General features: G+C 72.3%; 22 protein-coding genes. 6 read left to right on the top strand and 16 right to left on the bottom strand.

From position 1 onward, the window contains the following. Positions 1–109 precede the first annotated feature (109 nt). Positions 110–1,480: a C4-dicarboxylate transporter DctA gene (gene dctA / locus FHX81_RS30005; protein WP_141981555.1), complete on the bottom strand. Its 1,371-nt coding sequence runs from the start codon at positions 1,478–1,480 to the stop codon at positions 110–112. A gap of 142 nt (positions 1,481–1,622) precedes the next feature. Between dctA and FHX81_RS30000 the strand changes: the two genes are divergently transcribed. After that, a complete protein-coding gene (locus FHX81_RS30000; protein ID WP_246108032.1) occupies positions 1,623–2,567 on the top strand; it encodes a TAXI family TRAP transporter solute-binding subunit in 945 nt (314 codons plus the stop codon). Positions 2,568–2,955: 388 nt separating this feature from the next. On the opposite strand, the gene FHX81_RS29995 is transcribed toward FHX81_RS30000, so the two are convergent. Continuing rightward, positions 2,956–4,335 (bottom strand): sensor histidine kinase, encoded by a 1,380-nt coding sequence (locus FHX81_RS29995; protein WP_141981553.1) that lies wholly within the window; start codon positions 4,333–4,335, stop codon positions 2,956–2,958. A 76-nt stretch (positions 4,336–4,411) separates the two neighbouring features. Here FHX81_RS29995 and FHX81_RS29990 point away from each other — a divergent pair, with 76 nt between their 5' ends. Continuing rightward, positions 4,412–4,942, top strand: coding sequence for an AMIN-like domain-containing (lipo)protein (locus tag FHX81_RS29990; RefSeq protein ID WP_141981551.1), 531 nt, complete (start codon positions 4,412–4,414; stop codon positions 4,940–4,942). Positions 4,943–4,949: 7 nt separating this feature from the next. Here the strand turns inward: FHX81_RS29990 and FHX81_RS29985 are convergent, their stop codons facing one another. The 8 genes from FHX81_RS29985 to FHX81_RS29950 form a co-directional block, all read right to left on the bottom strand. Continuing rightward, complete coding sequence (locus FHX81_RS29985) at positions 4,950–5,615, bottom strand: response regulator transcription factor (protein ID WP_141981550.1); 666 nt, start codon at positions 5,613–5,615, stop codon at positions 4,950–4,952. 6 nt (positions 5,616–5,621) lie between these two features. Then, on the bottom strand, positions 5,622–6,647 hold the full coding sequence (gene lgt, locus FHX81_RS29980; RefSeq protein ID WP_141981548.1) for a prolipoprotein diacylglyceryl transferase: 1,026 nt from the start codon (positions 6,645–6,647) through the stop codon (positions 5,622–5,624). Between the two features lie 35 nt (positions 6,648–6,682). Then, positions 6,683–7,258, bottom strand: a complete 576-nt coding sequence (locus FHX81_RS29975; protein ID WP_141981546.1) for a Uma2 family endonuclease — start codon at positions 7,256–7,258, stop codon at positions 6,683–6,685. A 150-nt stretch (positions 7,259–7,408) separates the two neighbouring features. Beyond that, the gene (trpA, locus tag FHX81_RS29970; RefSeq protein ID WP_141981544.1) at positions 7,409–8,194 is read right to left on the bottom strand and encodes a tryptophan synthase subunit alpha; all 786 of its coding nucleotides are present in this window, start codon (positions 8,192–8,194) and stop codon (positions 7,409–7,411) included. Beyond that, positions 8,191–9,414: a tryptophan synthase subunit beta gene (gene trpB / locus FHX81_RS29965; RefSeq protein ID WP_141981541.1), complete on the bottom strand. Its 1,224-nt coding sequence runs from the start codon at positions 9,412–9,414 to the stop codon at positions 8,191–8,193. The genes trpA and trpB overlap by 4 nt, the downstream gene beginning before the upstream one ends. Before the next feature lie 21 nt (positions 9,415–9,435). Beyond that, on the bottom strand, positions 9,436–10,245 hold the full coding sequence (gene trpC / locus FHX81_RS29960) for an indole-3-glycerol phosphate synthase TrpC (protein WP_141981539.1): 810 nt from the start codon (positions 10,243–10,245) through the stop codon (positions 9,436–9,438). A 209-nt stretch (positions 10,246–10,454) separates the two neighbouring features. Then, positions 10,455–10,934: a Trp biosynthesis-associated membrane protein gene (locus FHX81_RS29955; RefSeq protein ID WP_246108031.1), complete on the bottom strand. Its 480-nt coding sequence runs from the start codon at positions 10,932–10,934 to the stop codon at positions 10,455–10,457. Next, positions 10,927–12,468 (bottom strand): anthranilate synthase component I, encoded by a 1,542-nt coding sequence (locus FHX81_RS29950; RefSeq protein ID WP_073899752.1) that lies wholly within the window; start codon positions 12,466–12,468, stop codon positions 10,927–10,929. Before FHX81_RS29950 ends, FHX81_RS29955 begins: the two co-directional genes overlap by 8 nt. Positions 12,469–12,563: 95 nt before the next feature. Here FHX81_RS29950 and FHX81_RS29945 point away from each other — a divergent pair, with 95 nt between their 5' ends. Beyond that, the gene (locus FHX81_RS29945; protein ID WP_170232220.1) at positions 12,564–13,178 is read left to right on the top strand and encodes a TetR/AcrR family transcriptional regulator; all 615 of its coding nucleotides are present in this window, start codon (positions 12,564–12,566) and stop codon (positions 13,176–13,178) included. 6 nt (positions 13,179–13,184) lie between these two features. Here FHX81_RS29945 and hisI read toward each other — a convergent pair whose 3' ends face one another. The 3 genes from hisI to hisF are packed head-to-tail and all read right to left on the bottom strand — an operon-like array spanning position 13,185 to position 14,685. Further along, a complete protein-coding gene (gene hisI / locus FHX81_RS29940; protein ID WP_141981535.1) occupies positions 13,185–13,538 on the bottom strand; it encodes a phosphoribosyl-AMP cyclohydrolase in 354 nt (117 codons plus the stop codon). Next, entirely contained in the window at positions 13,535–13,912 is a 378-nt protein-coding gene (locus FHX81_RS29935) for a hypothetical protein (RefSeq protein WP_141981533.1), read from the bottom strand. Before FHX81_RS29935 ends, hisI begins: the two co-directional genes overlap by 4 nt. Then, the gene (hisF, locus tag FHX81_RS29930) at positions 13,912–14,685 is read right to left on the bottom strand and encodes an imidazole glycerol phosphate synthase subunit HisF (protein WP_141981531.1); all 774 of its coding nucleotides are present in this window, start codon (positions 14,683–14,685) and stop codon (positions 13,912–13,914) included. The genes FHX81_RS29935 and hisF overlap by 1 nt, the downstream gene beginning before the upstream one ends. A 272-nt stretch (positions 14,686–14,957) precedes the next feature. On the opposite strand from hisF, the gene FHX81_RS29925 reads away from it, so the two are divergent. The 3 genes from FHX81_RS29925 (at position 14,958) to FHX81_RS29915 (ending at position 16,382) form a co-directional block, all read left to right on the top strand. Further along, entirely contained in the window at positions 14,958–15,161 is a 204-nt protein-coding gene (locus FHX81_RS29925) for a cold-shock protein (RefSeq protein ID WP_033437808.1), read from the top strand. Between the two features lie 80 nt (positions 15,162–15,241). Next, positions 15,242–15,607: a PPOX class F420-dependent oxidoreductase gene (locus FHX81_RS29920; RefSeq protein WP_141981529.1), complete on the top strand. Its 366-nt coding sequence runs from the start codon at positions 15,242–15,244 to the stop codon at positions 15,605–15,607. A 49-nt stretch (positions 15,608–15,656) separates the two neighbouring features. Next, entirely contained in the window at positions 15,657–16,382 is a 726-nt protein-coding gene (locus FHX81_RS29915) for a Clp protease N-terminal domain-containing protein (protein WP_141981527.1), read from the top strand. Here the strand turns inward: FHX81_RS29915 and priA are convergent. From priA to FHX81_RS29900, 3 genes are read right to left on the bottom strand one after another with little or no spacing between them, the layout of a single operon-like run. After that, entirely contained in the window at positions 16,345–17,079 is a 735-nt protein-coding gene (gene priA / locus FHX81_RS29910) for a bifunctional 1-(5-phosphoribosyl)-5-((5-phosphoribosylamino)methylideneamino)imidazole-4-carboxamide isomerase/phosphoribosylanthranilate isomerase PriA (protein ID WP_141981525.1), read from the bottom strand. The two genes, FHX81_RS29915 and priA, sit on opposite strands and share 38 nt — an antisense overlap. 9 nt (positions 17,080–17,088) lie before the next feature. Then, complete coding sequence (gene hisH / locus FHX81_RS29905; RefSeq protein ID WP_141981523.1) at positions 17,089–17,724, bottom strand: imidazole glycerol phosphate synthase subunit HisH; 636 nt, start codon at positions 17,722–17,724, stop codon at positions 17,089–17,091. A gap of 37 nt (positions 17,725–17,761) precedes the next feature. Then, entirely contained in the window at positions 17,762–18,232 is a 471-nt protein-coding gene (locus FHX81_RS29900; protein WP_141981521.1) for a hypothetical protein, read from the bottom strand. Between the last annotated feature and the right edge of the window lie 4 nt (positions 18,233–18,236).

Genomic DNA, 18,236 nt, shown 5'->3' with positions numbered 1-18,236 from the left:
GGTGAGAGCCAGCCGACACGCCGGGCCGCGTCGCACACCCGGCCGTACCCGCAGGTGAGCCCCCGTGCGCGCCGCCGGTGGGCGACGGCACGGGGGCTCCGGCGACGACTCAGCGGGGGCCGACCGCCACGGCGTCACGCTCCGTGACGTCCTCGTCACCGTGCTGCCGGTCCAGCAGCGCGTCCACGTCGACCGCCGACGGGTCGTCCATCACCTCGCGCAACCGGTCGCGGTCCAACTGGCCCTGCCACCGTGCCACCACGAGGGTGCCGACGCCGTTGCCGATGACGTTGGTGATGGCCCGCGCCTCGGACATGAACCGGTCGATGCCCACGATCAGCGCGATGCCGACCGCCGGGATCGCGCTGTTGCCCTCGAACGCGCTCAGCGACGCCGCCAACGTGACCAGGCCCGCGCCGGTCACGCCCGCCGCGCCCTTGCTGGCCAGCAGCATGAACAGCAGCAGGCCGATCTGCGTGCCCAGCCCCACGTCCGTGCCCGTCGCCTGGGCGATGAAGATCGCGCCCATGGTCAGGTAGATGCACGTGCCGTCGAGGTTGAACGAGTAGCCGGTCGGGATGGTCAGGCCCACCACCGACTTGTCCGCGCCCGCCGCCTCCAGCTTCACCAGCATCCGCGGCAGCACCGTCTCCGACGACGACGTGCCGAGCACGATCAGCAGCTCGTCCTTGATGTAGCGGAGGAACTTGAAGATCGAGAACCCGGCGTACAGCGACACACCGCCCAGCACCACGACGATGAACAGCAGGCACGTCGCGTAGAACGAGCCCATCAGCCACGCCAGCTTGCCCAGGATCGAGCCGCCGAACTTGCCGATCGTGTAGGCGATGCCGCCGAACGCGCCGATCGGCGCCGCGTACATGACGATCTTGATGACGCCGAACATCACCTTGGCCGTGGTGTCCAGCGCGGACACCACCTTCTCACCGCGCTTGCCCATGCCCGCCACGGCCACCGCGACCAGGATCGCGACCACCAGCACCTGGATCAGCTGGCCGTCGGTGAACGCGCCGAGGAACGACTTCGGCACCAGGCCGAGGATGAAGCCCGTGACGCCCGTCTCGGCGGTCTTGGCCTCGGCGAGCGTCTTGTCCGCCGCGCCGTCGCCGATCGGGACGGACGCGCCGTGGTGACCCGGCTGGACCAGGTTGACCACGATGAGGCCGATCGCGAGGGCGACCGTCGTCATCGCGGTGAAGTACAGGATGGTCCGCAGCGCCAGGCCGCCCGCCTTGGCCAGGTTGCCCAGGCCCGCGATGCCCACCACGACGGTGCAGAAGATCGTCGGCGCGATGACCACCTTCACCAGCGCGATGAAGAAGTCGGCCAGCCACTTCATGCCCGACGCCTGCGCCGGGAAGGCGTAGCCGACGATCACGCCCAGCACGATCGACACCAACACCCAGAAGTAGAGGTGCTTGTAGATCGGTTTGCGCTCAGGTGTCCGCGCGCTGACCACGTCTCCTCCAAGGGGGACCGATGGGAGTTGGTTGGTGATCCTGAGCACAGCGCGCGACCACGACAAGGAGTCCGCCGGAAACTTCAGATCCCTCTGACGTAACACCCCGTTCACCCCCCGCGGCGGGGTTAGTCTGCTGGTCGTGCGGGTGTCCCGGCGTTCGGTGCTGCGCGCCGCCGTCACGGCGGCCGTGCCCGCCTGGGCCGCCGGCTGCACGTCCACCGCACCGCCCGCGTTGGCCGAGCTGATCCTGGCGACCGGCCCGGACGGCGCGGTGTTCCGCGAGATCGGCGGCGCGCTGGCGGCGGCGTTGGCGGACGAGCTGCCGGCCACCCGGGTGGTGGAGCGCCAGACCGGCGCGTCGGTGGAGAACGCACGGCTGCTGCGCGCGGGCGAAGTGCACCTCGGCCTGTCCTCTTTGGACCCGCTGGTCGACGGCGCGCTGCTCAGCGCCGAGGACCCGGGCGGCATCAGCGCGGTGGGCCGGCTCTACGACAGCTTCATGCAGGTCGCCGTGCCCGTCGACTCACCGGTCCGGACGCTGGCGGACCTGGCCGGCCGACCGGTCTCGTTCGGCCCGTCGGAGTCGGGCACCGAGTTCACCGCGACCCGGCTGCTGGCGTTGCTGGGCATCGAGGTGGACGCGCGCCGCATGGCCCACGCCGACGCGGCCGAGGAGCTGATCGCCGGATCGCTGGACGCGTTCCTGGCCCTGACCGGCATCCCGACCCCGGCGATCGCCGACCACCTGCCCGAGTTCCCGCTGAGGTTGCTGGACCTGCCCGCCGAGGCCGAGCAGCTGGCCGAGGCCTACCCGGGCCCGTACGTCCCGGCCACGATCCCCGCCACCACCTACGGCGACCTGGGTCCGTGCCACACGTTCGCCGTGCCGAACCTGCTGCTGGCGAGGACCTCACTGGACCCGGACGTGGTCGAGGTGGTGACGCGAACGGTGTTCACGCAATCGGCCCGCATCGCCGCCGGCCACCCGGAGGCCAGCCGGATCAACGTGCGCACGGGCATCGCCACGGGCCAGATCCCCCTGCACCCCGGCGCCACCCGCTGGTTCCGCTCGACCAAGCGCTAGCAGGCACCGGGACACCCCTCCTGATCACCCGATAGGGCGAAGCGTCGTGAAGGGAGAAACTTCCGGCACACCATTGACGTTGCCGGGATGGAAGGAGGCGGCACCCACGGCGAGCGGCACGACCCCGGGCGGGCTCGCGGCCGGACCCCAGCGCGACAGGGCTGCACAGGACGGGGCCGCACAGGACAGGGCCGCACGCGCCGACACCGCCCGCCCCACGGGACAGGCGGGCACGACGGACCGGTCGAGCGCGCAGGACGCGCACGCAGGCCCACGCACGCAGGACCACGACGGACCGGTCGGGCGCCGGACCTCTCGCAGCCGACCCCGGTGAGGAGGCGGCTTCGGGAGGGGAAGCGGCCCCGGTCCGCACCGGAGCGGAGCGGCCTCAGGCGAGGACGCCTCGGACGGGGGCGGTGCGCAGGTGGACGACGGCGTCCAGGCCGTGCGGCTCGGCCGGGTGCAGGCTGAGGTCGCCACCGGCCGAGGCGATCAGTTCGGCGCAGATGGCCAGCCCCAGGCCGGTGCCCGCGACGTTCTGGTGGCGCGGTGCGCGCCAGAAGCGGCTCAGGGCGGAGGCTCGCTCGTCCGGTGACAGGCCCGTGCCGTCGTCGGTCACGTGGAGTTCGACGCCGCCGTTCACGGCCCGGCCCCAGACCCGCACGGTGGTGCCGCCGGAGAGGCGGATGGCGTTGCCGACGAGTTCGTCCAGCACGCTGCCCAGGCCGCCGGGTGGTTCGAGGGCGCGCAGGCCCGGTGGGACGGCGACCTCCAGCCGCATGGCCCCCGCCAACGCCCGCCAGCCGGGGACGTGGGTGGTGAGCAGGCCGTCCACGTCGACCGGTTCGGCGGCGGAGGCGCTGTCGAGGCGCGTGGCGGCCAGGAGGGTGTCCAGGACGCGGCCCATCTCCTCGGCCTCGTCGACGGCGATGCGGTGCGCCTCGCGGCCCTCGTCGTCGGCGACGTGGGGTGCCAGGTTGTCGACGGCGAGGCGGAGGCTGGCCAGCGGGTTGCGGAGCTGGTGGGAGGCGTCGGCCACGAACGCGCGTTGCCGACGCAGCGCGCGGCCGACGACGTCGACCATGGCGTTGAAGCTCGCGGCCAGTCGGCGCAGTTCGGGTGGGCCGCCGAGCTCGTCGGCACGCGCGTCGAGCCGGCCGCCCGCGACGGCGGCGGTGGCCTCGTCCAGCCTGCGGACCGGGCGCAGCACCCAGCGCGACATCGGCCACGCCACCGCGACCACGCCCAGCATCGGGACCAGGCCGATCAACGCCAGGACGCCCCACTGCCGCAGGACCGCGGACCGCAGACCGTCGGTCGGGGAGATGGTCACGACGGCGGCCACCACCTCGCTGTCCCGGCCCACCGGTTCGACCACGACGAGGTCGACCCGCTCCCACGGCCACACCGACTGGTCGGTCTCGCCCCGGTAGCCGCCGAACGCCGCCTCCAGGCCCACCTCGACGTTCCGGTCCGTGAGGGGGAACGGGTGGCGCGAGGCCTCCAGCACCGTGCCGTCGGTGCCGACCAACGCCGCCGAGATGCCGTAGAGCCGGTCGTACCGCACGAGTTCCTCCCGCAACGCGGTCAGCCGGCCCGACGCCAGGGCGTTCTCGGCCAGGGACGCGAACCGGCTCGCGTCACCCAACCGGTCGAGGTAGGTCTCCTGGCTCTCCCGCTGCACGACCGCGAACGCCAGCGGCACGCCGAGGGCCGCGACCAGGGCGACCAGCAGCGGCACGATGAGGACCAGCAGGCGGCGCAGCACGCGGGGGCAACCTCCCGGGGGTGACGTGCGTCATATCGACGGCGGGCCGATCCGGCCCGCGGAAGGGGGAATCAGCATGCTACGCACAGTTGCGGTGCTGCTCGCGGCGATGACGGCGTTCGCGGTGGCGTCCCCGGTGGTGGCCTCGGCCGCGCCGGTCGCCTGCGCGCCGGTCACCTGGGGGTCGGGCGCGAAGTACGCGACCCAGACGACGACCGGGTCGCTGACCAACGTCCGCGCAGGTCAGCAGGAGTGCTACGACCGGCTGGTGTTCGACTTCGCGGGCACGAACGACGGCTACACCGTGCAGTACGTGCCCGAGGTGACCCACGAGGGCTCGGGCAAGCCGGTGCCGTTGCGCGGCGGCGCCAAGCTCCAGATCACGGTCAACTCGCCGGCCTACGACCAGGACGGCAACCCGACCTACACCTACCCGAACGCGGCCGAGCTGGTCGACGTCACGGGCTACCAGACGTTCCGGCAGGTCGCGTGGGCCGGGTCGTTCGAGGGGCAGACGACGGTCGGGCTGGGCGTGCGCGCCCTGCTGCCGTTCCGGGTGTTCACGCTGAGCAACCGGGTCGTGGTGGACGTCGCCCACGTGTGGTGATCGCCGGTCAGGTGTGGGCTGCCACCCGGTAGCCCACACCCCGGATCGTCTCGATGCGCACCGCGTCGCCGAGCTTGCCGCGCAGGGCGGCGATGTGGGTGTCGAGGGTGCGTGACGGCGCTTCCCAGTGCGCCTGCCACACCTGGTCCACGATGAGGTCGCGGCTGACGACCGTGCCCGCGCGGCCGACCAGCAGGGCGAGCAGGTCGAACTCCTTGCGCGTCAGCGGCACCGGTTCGCCGTGGAGCCTGGCTTCCCGGCCGGCCGGGTCGAGGGTCAGTGGGCCGAGGGTGATCTCGTGCTCGCGTTCGGCGGCACGGGCGGCGCGGGTGCGGCGCAGCACGGCTTCGATGCGGGCCAGGAGCTCCGCGGTGCCGAACGGCTTCACCACGTAGTCGTCCGCGCCGAGCCGCAGGCCGAGCACCCGTTCCCGCTCCTCGCCGCGGGCGGTGACGGTGATGATCGCGGTGCCGGTGCGGTGGCGCAGCTCGCGCAGCACGTCGAGGCCGTCACCGTCGGGCAGGCCCAGGTCGAGCAGCACGACGTCCGCCGGTGGTGCCGTCAGCGCGGCGGCGGCCGTGCCCACGCGGTGGACCTCGTAGCCTGCGTGCCGGAGCGCGGTGAGCAGGCCACGCGCCACCCGGTCGTCATCTTCGACGACGAGGATGCGCACGGCGTGCTACTGGTCCGACCTGTTGCCGGTGTCCGCGGAGTTGTCGGGTGCGGGCGTCGCGTCGGGTACGGTCGTGTGCTCGGCGTCCGGCTCGTCCACGTCGGTCTTCGAGCTCGCCGACATCGTGCTGCTCTTGCTCGCGCGGCCGGACTCGGAAGGCTCGGCGGCGGGCTCCTCGCGCACGATGACCTCGCGCTCGCCCCTCTTCGCGGCGATCAGGAAGTACGCGACCGCGCCGAGGAACACCACGGCGGAGGTGATGACGTTGATCCGCAGCCCGAACACCTCGGTGGCCGGGTCGGTGCGCATCAGCTCGATCCAGAACCGGCCGGCCGTGTAGCCCGCGACGTACAGCGCGAACACCCGGCCGTGGCCCAGCCGGAACTTCCGGTCGGCCCACACGATGAGCAGCGCCACGCCGAGGTTCCACAGCAGTTCGTAGAGGAACGTCGGGTGCACGATCTCGATCGGCGTGTGGTCCAGCGCCACGCCGCCGAGCTCGTCCTTGAAGCCGGTGTCGGGGTCGACGCGCTCGTAGATCTCCAGACCCCACGGCAGCGTGGTGGGACCGCCGTAGAGCTCCTGGTTGAAGTAGTTGCCGAGGCGGCCGATGGCCTGCGCGGCGACGATGCCGGGCGCGAGCGCGTCGGCCATCGCGGGCAGCGGGATGCCCTTGCGCCGGCACGCGATCCACGCGCCCACGCCGCCCAGCGCGATGGCGCCCCAGATGCCGAGGCCGCCGTTCCAGATGGCCAGGGCTTCGAGCGGGTTGCGCCCCTCGCCGAAGTACTTGTGGTAGTCCGTCGCCACGTGGTACAGCCGCCCGCCGACCAGGCCGAACGGGACCGCGAACACGGCGATGTCGGTGACCTCGCCCTTCAGCCCACCACGCGCCACCCAGCGGCGCTCACCCCACCAGATGGCCAGGACGATGCCGAGGATGATGCACAGCGCGTAGGCGCGGATCGGGATCGGTCCCAGTTGCCACACGCCCTGGTCGGGGCTGGGGATCGTCGCGAGGTAAGTCGTCACCACGGCCACCACCGTAGTGGGTGCGGCCGTTCGTCCTACGGCGACAGCTCGATTGTTACCGGGAAGGGTTGTTCGAGCTTGAGCACGCCGCCGGTGCTGCGCGCGGATTCCCGGTACTCGACACCGTCGAGTTCGAACAAGGTCGCGGCCGGTTCGCCACCTCTCGGGTCAACGACGAGGTAGAACGGTACCCCGGCCTCGCCGTAGAGCGTCCGCTTGAGCGTCAGGTCCTGGAGACGTGTGCTCGGGGAGAGCACTTCAACCGCCAGCAGCAGGTCCTGCACCGGCAACAGGAGACCACGGAACCCGGCCCTGTTGACGGTGACGTCCGGGATCAGCATCCGGCCACCGGACAGGCCGACGTTGAGGCCCGGCATCACCTCGTGGTCCGGCGGACAGGCCGCTCGCAACGCGGCGTAGCAGTCCCCGACCAGCTTCTGGTGCCGACCCGTGCCGAGGGGGCTCACGAGCAGAGTCCCGTCGACGAGTTCGATCCGCTGCGACAGGTCCTCGGGCAGTGCGAGGACTTCGTCGAGGGTCCACGGTCCTTCGTGGTGGAACGAGGGAGCGGAATGACCGACGTCGTGTTCGTAGTCCGCCGGCAGAGCCATGCGTCATCACCTCCGGGGGCAGCCCGACGCACGCCAGTGTGGCACGCCGGGTCGTGGTTGAGCTTGATCACGAGCCCAGCATGCCGACGCGCACCGACGATTTCGGGCCGGAGGAGCGGCCGAACGGACTAGTTCACTCGAACGTGCGTGCTACACGGCCGCTGCCGCTTGGCGCACCCCGCCGGCCAAGTCGACCGCCAGGGCTTCGACCGTCCCGTCCTGCACCGCGGACACGAACGCCGAGCCCACGATGACCCCGTCCGCGAACGCCGCCAGCTCCGCCGCCTGAGCCCCGTTCCGCACGCCCAAGCCCACGCCGATCGGCATGTCCGTGTGCTCGCGCACCCGCTTGACCAGCGCCGGAGCCGCCGACGACACCACGTCGCGCGCACCCGTCACGCCCATCACGGACGTCGCGTACAGGAAGCCGCGCGACGACCGGGCCGTCAGCGAGATCCGCTCCTCCGTGGACGACGGCGCGACCAGGAAGATCCGGTCCAGGTCGTGGGCGTCCGTCGCCTCGATCCAGGCAGCGCCCTCGTCGGGCACCAGGTCGGGCGTGATGACGCCCAGCCCGCCGGCCGCCGCCAGGTCACGCGCGAACCGGTCCACCCCGTAGGCCAGCACCGGGTTCCAGTACGTCATCACGACGGCACGCCCATCGGCCGCCGCCACCGACTCGACCACGCCGAACAGGTCGCGCACCCGGAACCCGCCGCGCAGCGCCTGCTCGGCCGCGCGCTGGATCGTCACGCCGTCCATCACCGGGTCGGAGAACGGCAGGCCGACCTCGACCAGGTCGCACCCGGACGACACCATCGTCCGCAGCACGTCCTTCGACCCCTCGACAGTCGGGTACCCGGCGGGCAGGTACCCGATCAGGGCCGCCCGCGACTCCGCCCGACAAGCCGAGAAAACCGGTTCAAGCCTGCTCACGACTCCACCCCCAGCCCGAACCACTTGATCGCGGTGTCCATGTCCTTGTCGCCGCGCCCGGACAGGTTCACCAGGATCAACCCCTCCGGGCCCAGTTCGCGGCCGAGCACGAGCGCGCCGGCCAGGGCGTGCGCGGACTCGACGGCCGGGATGATGCCCTCCTCGCGCGACAGCAGCGCGAACGCCTCCATCGCCTGGGCGTCGGTCACCGGCCGGTACTCGGCGCGGCCGCTGTCCTTGAGGAACGCGTGCTCCGGGCCGACGCCGGGGTAGTCCAGGCCGGCCGAGATGGAGTGCGCCTCGGCGATCTGCCCGTCCTCGTCCTGGAGCACGTACGACATGGCCCCGTGCAGCGACCCGGGCGTGCCCGCGGTGAGCGTGGCACCGTGCCGGGCGGTGTCGATGCCGTCACCGCCGGGCTCCAGGCCGACCAGCCGCACGGACGGGTCGTCGATGAAGCCGTGGAAGATGCCGATGGCGTTGGAGCCGCCGCCCACGCACGCGGCCACCACGTCGGGCAGCCGACCCGCCTTCTCCAGGATCTGCTCGCGCGCCTCGATGCCGATGATCCGGTGGAAGTCGCGCACGAGCACCGGGAACGGGTGCGGCCCGGCGGCGGTGCCGAGCAGGTAGTGCGTGTCGTCGACGTTGGCGACCCAGTCGCGCAACGCCTCGTTGATGGCGTCCTTCAGCGTGCGCGAGCCGGTCTTGACCGGGATGACCTGCGCGCCGAGCAGCCGCATCCGGGCCACGTTGAGCGCCTGCCGCTCGGTGTCGACCTCGCCCATGTAGACGACGCAGTCCAGGCCCATCAGGGCGCAGGCGGTGGCCGTGGCCACGCCGTGCTGGCCGGCGCCCGTCTCGGCGATGACCCGCTTCTTGCCCATGCGCTTGGTCAGCAGCGCCTGGCCCAGCACGTTGTTGATCTTGTGCGAGCCGGTGTGGTTGAGGTCCTCGCGCTTGAGGAAGATCCGCGCGCCACCCGCGTGGGCGGCGAACTTCGGCGCCTCCGTGAGCAGCGACGGGCGCCCGGCGAAGTCGCGCAGCAGGCGCGCGAACTCGTCCAGGAACTCGGGGTCGACCCGCGCCTTCTCGTAGAACGCGGCGAGCTCGTCCACCGCGGCGATGAGCGCTTCCGGCATGAACCGGCCGCCCCACGGCCCGAAGTGGCCCCGCTCGTCCGGGTCGTGGGGTGTCGGAGCCAACTGGCCGCGCGCCATGCGCTCTCCTCCTACGGGGTCTTACCGGCTGGGCCGGGGGCACGCGGGGTGCGACCCCGCCGTCACCAGCTTGTTCACCGCGACCTTGGGGTCGCCGCTCGTCACCAGGCTCTCGCCGACCAGCACCGCGTCGGCGCCCGCCCCCGCGTACGCCATCAGGTCGCCCGGCCCGGTGACCCCGGACTCGGCGATCTTGATGGTGTCGAAGGGCAGGCCGGGCGCGATCCGCCCGAACACGTCCTTGTCCACTTCCAGGGTGTGCAGGTTGCGTGCGTTCACGCCGATGACGCTCGCGCCCGCCTCCAACGCGCGGTCGGCCTCCTCGGCCGTGTGGACCTCGACCAGGGCCGTCATGCCCAGCGACTCCACCCGGTCGAGCAGGGAGACCAGCGCGTTCTGCTCCAGCGCCGCCACGATCAGCAGCACCAGGTCGGCTCCGTGCAGGCGCGCCTCGTGCACCTGGTAGGGGCTGACGATGAAGTCCTTGCGCAGCAGGGGGACGCCCACCGCCGCGCGCACCGCGTCGAAGTCCTCCAGCGACCCGCCGAAGCGGCGCTGCTCGGTCAGCACGCTGATCGCCCGCGCGCCGCCCAGTTCGTACTGCACGGCGAGGTCGGCGGGCTCCGGGATGTCGGCCAGCTGCCCCTTGGACGGGCTGCGCCGCTTCACCTCGGCGATGACGCCGACACCCGGCGAGCGCAGGATCGACATCACGTCCTGCGGCGGCGGCACCTTCGCCGCCTTCTCCCTGAGCGCGTCGAACGGCAGTGCCGCCTCGCGCGCGGCGAGATCCTCGCGGACGCCCTCGATGATCGACTCCAGCACGGTCATCCGAGCACCTCGCTCGACTCCGTCAGACCTTCCGGTTCAGTCGCAAGCTCCCGCACGTCATGCTCCCCTTCCCGCCACGAGGATGCTAACCCCGCCGCGAACCCCGTCCGGCCACCGGGTGGGCCCGTTCCCGCAGTTGACCAGGGCCCTTGCGAGCCGACGTGCGCAAACGTGCGGCGTCGGCGCGTCAGCGGGCCGTCAGCGGGCCGTCAGTCCCGCTCCGTGGGATCGTCGCCGCGTTCCAGGGCGTTCCACAGCTCGCGCTCGGGATCGGCGGTGCGCTTGGCCGCGCCGGGCGTCTGGTAACCGCCTCCCAAGCGCGGCATGGCCGATCCGCGCACGAGGAGCAGCACGCCCGCCGCGACCGCGAGCACCGCGCCCAGCAGCACCAGGCCGCGGCCGGTCAGCGGACCGTCGGCGTCCACCCCTTGGAACGCCGTGGCCGCGCCCGCGAGCAGCACGACGACGCCCAGCACGCGCCGCACCCAGCCGCTCAACGCCACCACGGCGGCGATCGCGGCCAGGAACAGCAGCGCCAACGGGGTCAGCGCGGGTGCGACGTCACCGCCGCTTCGGTCCGCCGAAGCGTCCCAGGACATCGCCGAAGCGCCCCACAACGCCACCGCGGCGAGCAGCAGCAGCGCCACCACGATCCACAGTGGACGCCTCGCGGTCGACCGCTCAGACACGGGCCGGGTCCACCGCCGGGGCCATGGTCTGCGCGGTCGCGATCGCCGAGAGCACCGCGCCCGCCTTGTTCAGGCACTCGTTGTCCTCGGCGACCGGGTCGGAGTCGGCCACGATGCCGCCGCCCGCCTGCACGTACGCCACGCCGTCGCGCACCAGGGCGGTGCGGATCGCGATCGCGGTGTCCGCGTCGCCCGCGAAGTCCAGGTAGCCGACGACGCCGCCGTACAGGCCGCGCCGGGTCGGCTCCAGCTCCTCGATCAGCTCCATCGCGCGCGGCTTGGGCGCGCCGGACAGGGTGCCCGCAGGGAAGCACGCCGCGACCGCGTCGAACGCCGTGCGGCCCTCGGCGAGCTCGCCGCTGACCGTGGACACGATGTGCATGACGTGGCTGTACCGCTCGACCTTGAAGAAGTCGACCACGGTCACCGAGCCGGGCTTGCACACCCGGCCCAGGTCGTTGCGGCCCAGGTCGACCAGCATCAGGTGCTCGGCGCGTTCCTTGTGGTCGGCCAGCAGGTCCTTCTCCAGCAGGGCGTCTTCCTCGTCGTCGACGCCCCTCCACCGGGTGCCCGCGATCGGGTGCGTGGTGGCCTTGCCGTCGCGCACGGTCACCAACGACTCCGGGCTGCACCCGACGATGTCGAAGTCGTCCAGCCGCAGCAGGTACATGTACGGGCTGGGGTTGGACGTGCGCAGCACGCGGTAGATGTCGAGCGGGTCGGCGGTCGTGCGCATCTCGAACCGCTGCGACAGCACGACCTGGAACGCCTCGCCCGCCCGGATGGCCTCCTTGGCCTTCTCCACGACGGCGTAGTGCTCCTGCTGCGTGCGGCGGCGGACGAACTCCGGCTTGGGCCGCGCGAACACCGCGACCGTGGGCGGCGCGGGGCTCTGCAGGTCCTGGGTCATCGCGTCGAGGCGGGCCACCGCGTCGTCGTAGGCCGCGTCCACCCGTTCCGGTGAATCGTCCCAGTTGATGGCGTTGGCGATGAGCGTGACGGTGCCCTCGTGGTGGTCCAGCGCGGCCAGGTCGGTGGCCAGCAGCATGACCAGCTCCGGCACCTTCAGGTCGTCCTCGGCCAGCGACGGCAGCCGCTCGAGCCGCCGCACGGCGTCGTAGCCGATGTAGCCGACCATCCCGCCGGTCAGCGGCGGCAGGCCGGGCAGCGGGTCGGTGCGCAGCACCTCGATCGTCTCGCGCAGCGCCACCAGCGGGTCGCCGCCCTCGGGCAGGCCGACGGGGTGCGGTCCCAGCCAGAACGCCTCGCCGCCGGTCGCGGTCAGCGCTCCCGCGCTGCGCGCGCCGACGAACGACCAGCGCGACCAGGAGCGGCCGTTCTCGGCCGACTCGAACAGGAACGTGCCCGGCCGGTCCGCCGCGAGCTTGCGGTACAGCCCGACGGGCGTCTCCGCGTCCGCCAGCAGCCGCCGCACCACCGGGATGACCCGCCGCTGGGCGGCGAGCTCGCGGAACTCCTCGCGCGTCGGGCTGACCTCGCCCAGACCCGCACCTGCACCGATGACGCTCACCATGGCGACATTGTGCCGGTTGGACATATACGGATGTTCGGCCGGGCCCTATTTCAACATACGTTGAAAAAAGGGCGGCGTTATCGCATGATGATGGCGTGAACACCGGCTCGAACCAAACCGAACCCAAGCGCCGCGGACGACGGGCGGGCGGCGAGGACACCAAGGCCGCGCTGCTGGCCGCCGCCCGCGAGATCTTCGTCGAACGCGGCTACGAAGGCGCCACCGTCCGGTCGATCGCGTCCCGGGCCGGGGTGGACGCGGCCATGGTCAACCACTGGTTCGGCGGCAAGGAAGCCCTCTTCGCCAAGGCCGTGCTCCAGGTGCCGGTGGACATCAACGCGCTGGTCGACCGCATCCTCGACGGTCCGGACGACGAGATCGGCGAGCGGATCGTGCGCAACTTCATCGGCATCTGGGACCCCATCGGCGGCGGCCAGTTCGCCGCGATGGTGCGCAGCGTGACGTCGCACGACCAGGTGGCCGAGGTGCTGCGCGGCTTCTTCGTGGGCACGCTGCTCAAGAGGGTCGTCGCGCACCTGGCCGTGGCGGACGGCGAACTGCGCGCGACGCTGGTGGCCAGCCAGATCTTCGGCATGGGCATGGTGCGGTACGTGGTCCGGTTCGAGCCGCTGGCCTCGGCGGACGTGGAGACGATGGTCAAGGCCATCGCGCCCAACCTGCAGCGCTACCTGACCGGCGACCTCGGCTGAGCCGTGTCAGTCGGCGGGGCCGAGCAGCACGGTCGCGTCGAAGCAGGTCGCGTCACCGGTGTGGCAGGCGGCACCGACCTGGTCCACGACCAGCAGCAGGGTGTCGCCGTCGCAGTCCAGCCGCACCTCGTGCACGTACTGCGCGTGCCCCGACGTCTCGCCCTTCACCCACAGCTGCTGCCGGCTGCGCGAGTAGTACGTGGCGCGGCGGGTGGTGAGCGTGCGGTGCAAAGCCTCGTCGTCCATCCACGCCACCATCAGCACCTCGCCGGTGCCGCGCCGCTGCACCACCGCGCAGACCAGGCCGTCCGCGGTGCGCTTGAGCCGTGAGGCGATGGACGGGTCGAGCGCGCTGGTCAACGCTGTCCTCCGAGGAAGTGGATCCGGGCGGGCTTGGTGTTGAGCATCACCACGGCGAAGACGTGCGCGGCGGACAGCACGCCCGACAGCACGCGGATCCACACCGGGCCTTGGTTGAGCACCGCGAGCAGGTGGACGAGCGCCACCAGGCCGAACAGGAACGCGGCGGTCAGCCGGGCCGGGCGCAGACCCGCCACCAGGCCGCCGACGGCGAGCAGCTCGAGCACCGCGACGATCACCGGGAACCTGATCCACGTCGAGTCGTCCTCGACCTGCCACTGGACCAGCCCCATGAGCACGAACACCAGGCCGCCCGCCGCGCCGACCAGCGTCGCCAGGAACACCTCGGTGGCCGCGTTGCGCGGGTTGAGCATCAGCGCACCTCCACGCCGGCGTCGCGCAGGCTCCGCTTCACGTCACCGATGCGCAGCGTGCCGAAGTGGAAGACGCTGGCCGCGAGGACGGCGTCCGCGCCCTCGGCCACCGCGGGCGGGAAGTGCTCGACCGCGCCCGCGCCGCCACTGGCGATCAGCGGCACGTCGACCACCTCGCGGGTGAGGCGGATGAGCTCCAGGTCGAACCCGGCCTTGGTGCCGTCGGCGTCCATCGAGTTCAGCAGGACCTCGCCGACGCCCAGCTCCTGGCCGCGCGCGGCCCACTCGACCGCGTCGATGCCGGTGCCCTTGCGGCCGCCGTGCGTGGTGACCTCGAACCCGGACGGGGTCGGCCGCTCCCCCTCGGGCACGCGCCGCGCGTCCACCGACAGCACGATGCACTGGGCGCCGAACCGGCGGGACAGCTCGCCCAGCAGCTCGGGCCGGGCGATGGCGGCGGTGTTCACGCTCACCTTGTCCGCGCCGGCGCGCAGCAGCTTGTCCACGTCCTCCGCGCTGCGCACGCCGCCGCCGACGGTGAGCGGGATGAAGACCTGCTCGGCCGTGCGGCGGACCACGTCGAACGTGGTCTCGCGGTCGCTGGACGACGCCGTCACGTCCAGGAACGTCAGCTCGTCCGCGCCCTCCGCGTCGTAGGCCCGCGCCAGCTCGACCGGGTCGCCCGCGTCGATGAGGTTGGTGAAGTTCACGCCCTTCACGACCCTGCCCCGGTCGACGTCCAGGCAGGGGATCACGCGCACCGCGACCGCCATGGCCGGAAGCCTACGTGGAGGCGTCGAGCCGCCGGCTTCCGGTGCCCGGCCGCCTGAAACGTGGGGCGTGCGACACCTGAAAGTGGGATTCCCGGCGGTGAGCGGGCGACGTGGCGGCAAAAGTGTGGTTGACTGGTGGAGGTCGAAAGTTTTGTGTTCGTGTCATCCACGCTCGCGAAACGCGTTTGAGCGTGTGATTCCTCAGGGTCAGCGTTTGGACCGGCCTCAGCGGGTGCGTTCGCCCCGTTGGTAGCTGTATGAGGAGTACAAAGATGGCGCAGGGCACCGTGAAGTGGTTCAACTCGGAGAAGGGCTTCGGCTTCATCTCCCCCGAGGATGGCGGCGCGGACGTGTTCGTGCACTACTCGGAGATCCAGAGCGGCGGCTACCGCAGCCTGGAGGAGAACCAGCGGGTGAGCTTCGACGTCGGCCAGGGCGCCAAGGGCCCGCAGGCGACGAACGTGACGGTCATCTGACCTGAGCGTGACCGGAAGAGCCCCGTTCCCCCTCCAGGGAGCGGGGCTCTTCCGCATCCCGGCGGCTAACGTTGCCGGACATGGACCTCGCTGCCGGCAAGTACCTGTTGTTGACCACCTTCCGCAAGGACGGCACCGCCGTGCCGACACCCGTGTGGGTGGCGGGTGACCAGGGCGTGCTGTTCGCGTGGTCGGCCGCCGACGCGGGCAAGGTCAAGCGCATCCGCCGCAGCGGCGACGTCCGGATCGGACCGTGCGACGTGCGCGGCAAGCCCACCGGCGAGCAGGTCCCGGCCACCGCGCGGCTGCTCGACCAGGCGGGCAGCGACCGGGTGCGGTCGCTCATCGCGAAGAAGTACGGCGTGCTGGGCAGGCTCACCCTGCTCGGCAGCCGGTTGCGCCGCGGCCGTGACGGCACGATCGGCATCGAGATCACGACCGCCTAGCGTCAACTCCAGGTTGACGGCTTCTCCGGCGTCAACCTACAGTTGACGGGTGGTAGCGCCGCCCGTCCAGCTCACGGACCTCATCGTCACCGTCGCGTCGGAGCACGCCGACGTGCTGGGCAGGCTGACCGCGGCCGTGGAGCTGAGCGGTCAGCTCGACGAGCTGGGCGACCACCTCATCGGCCACTTCGTGGACGAGGCGCGGCGCGCGGGCGCGAGCTGGACCGAGATCGGCGATAGCATCGGCGTCACCAAGCAGGCCGCGCAGAAGCGCTTCGTGCCCCGTGAGTCGCCGGACCTGAAGCCGAGCTTCGACCGCTACACCGACCGGGCACGGCGGGTCGTCGTGCTGGCCCGCCACCACGCCCGGTTCAGCGAGCACATCGGCACCGAGCACCTCCTGCTCGGCCTGCTCGACGAGTCCGGCGGGCTGGCCGCCAAGACGATCGCCGCGCTGGAGGCGGCGGAGGGCACCACGCGCCTGGCCGTGCTGACCGAGCTGGACGGCGCGGTCCGGCAGCGGCCCGACCCGCAGCCGTTCACCGCGCACTGCAAGAAGGCGCTGGAACTGGCCGTGCGGGCGTCGCTGCGCCACGGCCACACGTTCGTCGGCACCGAGCACCTGCTGCTCGGGCTGCTGGCCGAGGGCGAAGGCGCCGCCGCCAGGGCCCTCGACCGCACGGGCGTGACCCTGGAGGCGGCGCAGTCCTACGTCGTCCGGGAGATCGAGGCGGCGATCAGCCGCGGACCGCGGCCAGCGCCTCGGGGAGCGTGAACGCGCCCGCGTAGAGCGCCTTGCCCACGATCGCGCCTTCGACACCGTCGCGGGACAACGCCGCCAGCGCCACCAGGTCGGCCACGCTGGACACACCGCCGGAGGCGATCACCGGCGCGTCGGTCCGCGCGCACACCTCGCGCAGCAGGTCCACGTTGGGGCCCTGGAGCGTGCCGTCCTTGCCCACGTCGGTGACCACGTAGCGGGCGCAGCCGTCGCGGTCCAGCCGCTCCAGCACCTCCCACAGGTCGCCGCCGTCCTTCGTCCAGCCGCGCGCCGCCACCCGGTGGCCCTGCTCGGTGATCCGCACGTCCAGGCCGACCGCGACCTTCTCGCCGTGCTCGGCCACGACCTTCGCGCACCACACCGGGTCCTCCAGCGCGGCCGTGCCCAGGTTCACCCGCGCGCAGCCGGTCGCCAGCGCGGCGGCCAGCGACTCGTCGTCGCGGATGCCGCCGGACAGCTCGACCCGGACGTCCAGCTCGCCGACCACGCGGGCCAGCAGCTCGCGGTTGCCGCCGCGGCCGAACGCGGCGTCGAGGTCGACCAGGTGCACCCACTCCGCGCCGTCGCGCTGCCACGCGCGCGCGGCTTCCAGCGGGTCGCCGTAGTTGGTCTCGGTGCCGGCCTCGCCCTGCACGAGCCGAACGGCCCGGCCATCGGCCACGTCAACGGCCGGGAGCAGCGTGAAAGTCACGCGTTCAGCCTAGTTGACGCTCTTGAGCCAGTTCTCCAGCAGGTGCGCGCCCGCGTCGCCGGACTTCTCGGGGTGGAACTGGGTCGCCCACAGCGGCCCGTTCTCCACCGCCGCGACGAACTCGTCACCGCCGTGCTCGGCCCACGTCACCGTCGGCGCGCGCAACGCGTCGGACCCGGGCAGGTCCCACCTGCGCACGCCGTAGGAGTGCACGAAGTAGTAGCGGGTGTCCGCGTCGAGGCCGGCGAACAACCGGGTGTCCTCGGGCGCGCGGACGGTGTTCCAGCCCATGTGCGGCACGACGGGTGCCTCCAGCCGCTCCACCGTGCCCGGCCACTCGCCGCAGCCCTCGGTGAGCACGCCGTGCTCGATGCCCCGCTCGAACAGGATCTGCATGCCCACGCAGATGCCCAGCACGGGACGGCCCCCGGCGAGCCGCTGACCGATGAGCCGGCCGCCCTTGATCGCGTCCAACCCGGCCATGCAGGCGGCGAACGCGCCGACACCGGGCACGACCAGGCCGTCGGCGTCGAGCGCGGCCCGGTGGTCGGCGGTCACCTCCACGTCGGCGCCGACGCGCTGGAGCGCGCGCTCGGCGGAGCGGATGTTGCCGAATCCGTAGTCCAGCACAACGACCTTGGGCACGGGACCAGCCTACTAGGCCGACCAGCCCAGACACGGATCAGGCGAGTCCGCCCTGGGTGACGGGAACCACCGGCAGGACGGTGTTGATGGGCAGGCCGGCGCGGTCCGGCAGGGCGGTCACCCAGGTGTCGGCGCGGCCCTCGTCCACCAGGGACCGCACCTCGGCGACGTCCGCGGGCAGGTCGACCGGGCGCGGCCGGGCCTCCAGGCGCCACCAGCGCAGCAGGCCGACCAGCCGCCGCGCCGAGCCGGTGGAGCCCGCCCGGTCACCGTCGGTCCACACCTCGGCGGTGGGGGACCAGCGCAGCAGCAGTGCCGCCACGCCGGTCTCCCGCACCTGCTCGGCCAGCCGGCACGCCGCCGGGAACCCGATCTGCCTGCGCGGCAGCAGCACCGTCCCGGAGGCCACCGGGACGAGTGCCGCGGGGCCCGCGGCGGCGCGGTGCAGGTTCAGCTGCAGCTCCGCGGTCGGCGCGGGTGTCCAGATGAGGGTTCTCGGCACGCTCACAGGC

Origin of the sequence: Saccharothrix saharensis, assembly GCF_006716745.1 — a bacterium.
GTDB lineage: Bacteria > Actinomycetota > Actinomycetes > Mycobacteriales > Pseudonocardiaceae > Actinosynnema > Actinosynnema saharense.
This window is presented reverse-complemented; position numbering and strand designations above follow the sequence as displayed.

What these genes read in the sequence shown, in the direction of transcription:
- hisF (WP_141981531.1), bottom strand. Translation starts at nt 14,685, where the DNA reads ATGGCGGTCGCGGTGCGCGTGATCCCCTGCCTGGACGTCGACCGGGGC.
- trpB (WP_141981541.1), bottom strand. Translation starts at nt 9,414, where the DNA reads ATGGCGCGCGGCCAGTTGGCTCCGACACCCCACGACCCGGACGAGCGG.
- trpC (WP_141981539.1), bottom strand. Translation starts at nt 10,245, where the DNA reads ATGACCGTGCTGGAGTCGATCATCGAGGGCGTCCGCGAGGATCTCGCC.
- FHX81_RS29920 (WP_141981529.1), top strand. Translation starts at nt 15,242, where the DNA reads ATGGACCTCGCTGCCGGCAAGTACCTGTTGTTGACCACCTTCCGCAAG.
- FHX81_RS29935 (WP_141981533.1), bottom strand. Translation starts at nt 13,912, where the DNA reads ATGCTCAACCCGCGCAACGCGGCCACCGAGGTGTTCCTGGCGACGCTG.
- FHX81_RS29950 (WP_073899752.1), bottom strand. Translation starts at nt 12,468, where the DNA reads ATGGTGAGCGTCATCGGTGCAGGTGCGGGTCTGGGCGAGGTCAGCCCG.
- FHX81_RS29925 (WP_033437808.1), top strand. Translation starts at nt 14,958, where the DNA reads ATGGCGCAGGGCACCGTGAAGTGGTTCAACTCGGAGAAGGGCTTCGGC.
- FHX81_RS29990 (WP_141981551.1), top strand. Translation starts at nt 4,412, where the DNA reads ATGCTACGCACAGTTGCGGTGCTGCTCGCGGCGATGACGGCGTTCGCG.
- FHX81_RS29975 (WP_141981546.1), bottom strand. Translation starts at nt 7,258, where the DNA reads ATGGCTCTGCCGGCGGACTACGAACACGACGTCGGTCATTCCGCTCCC.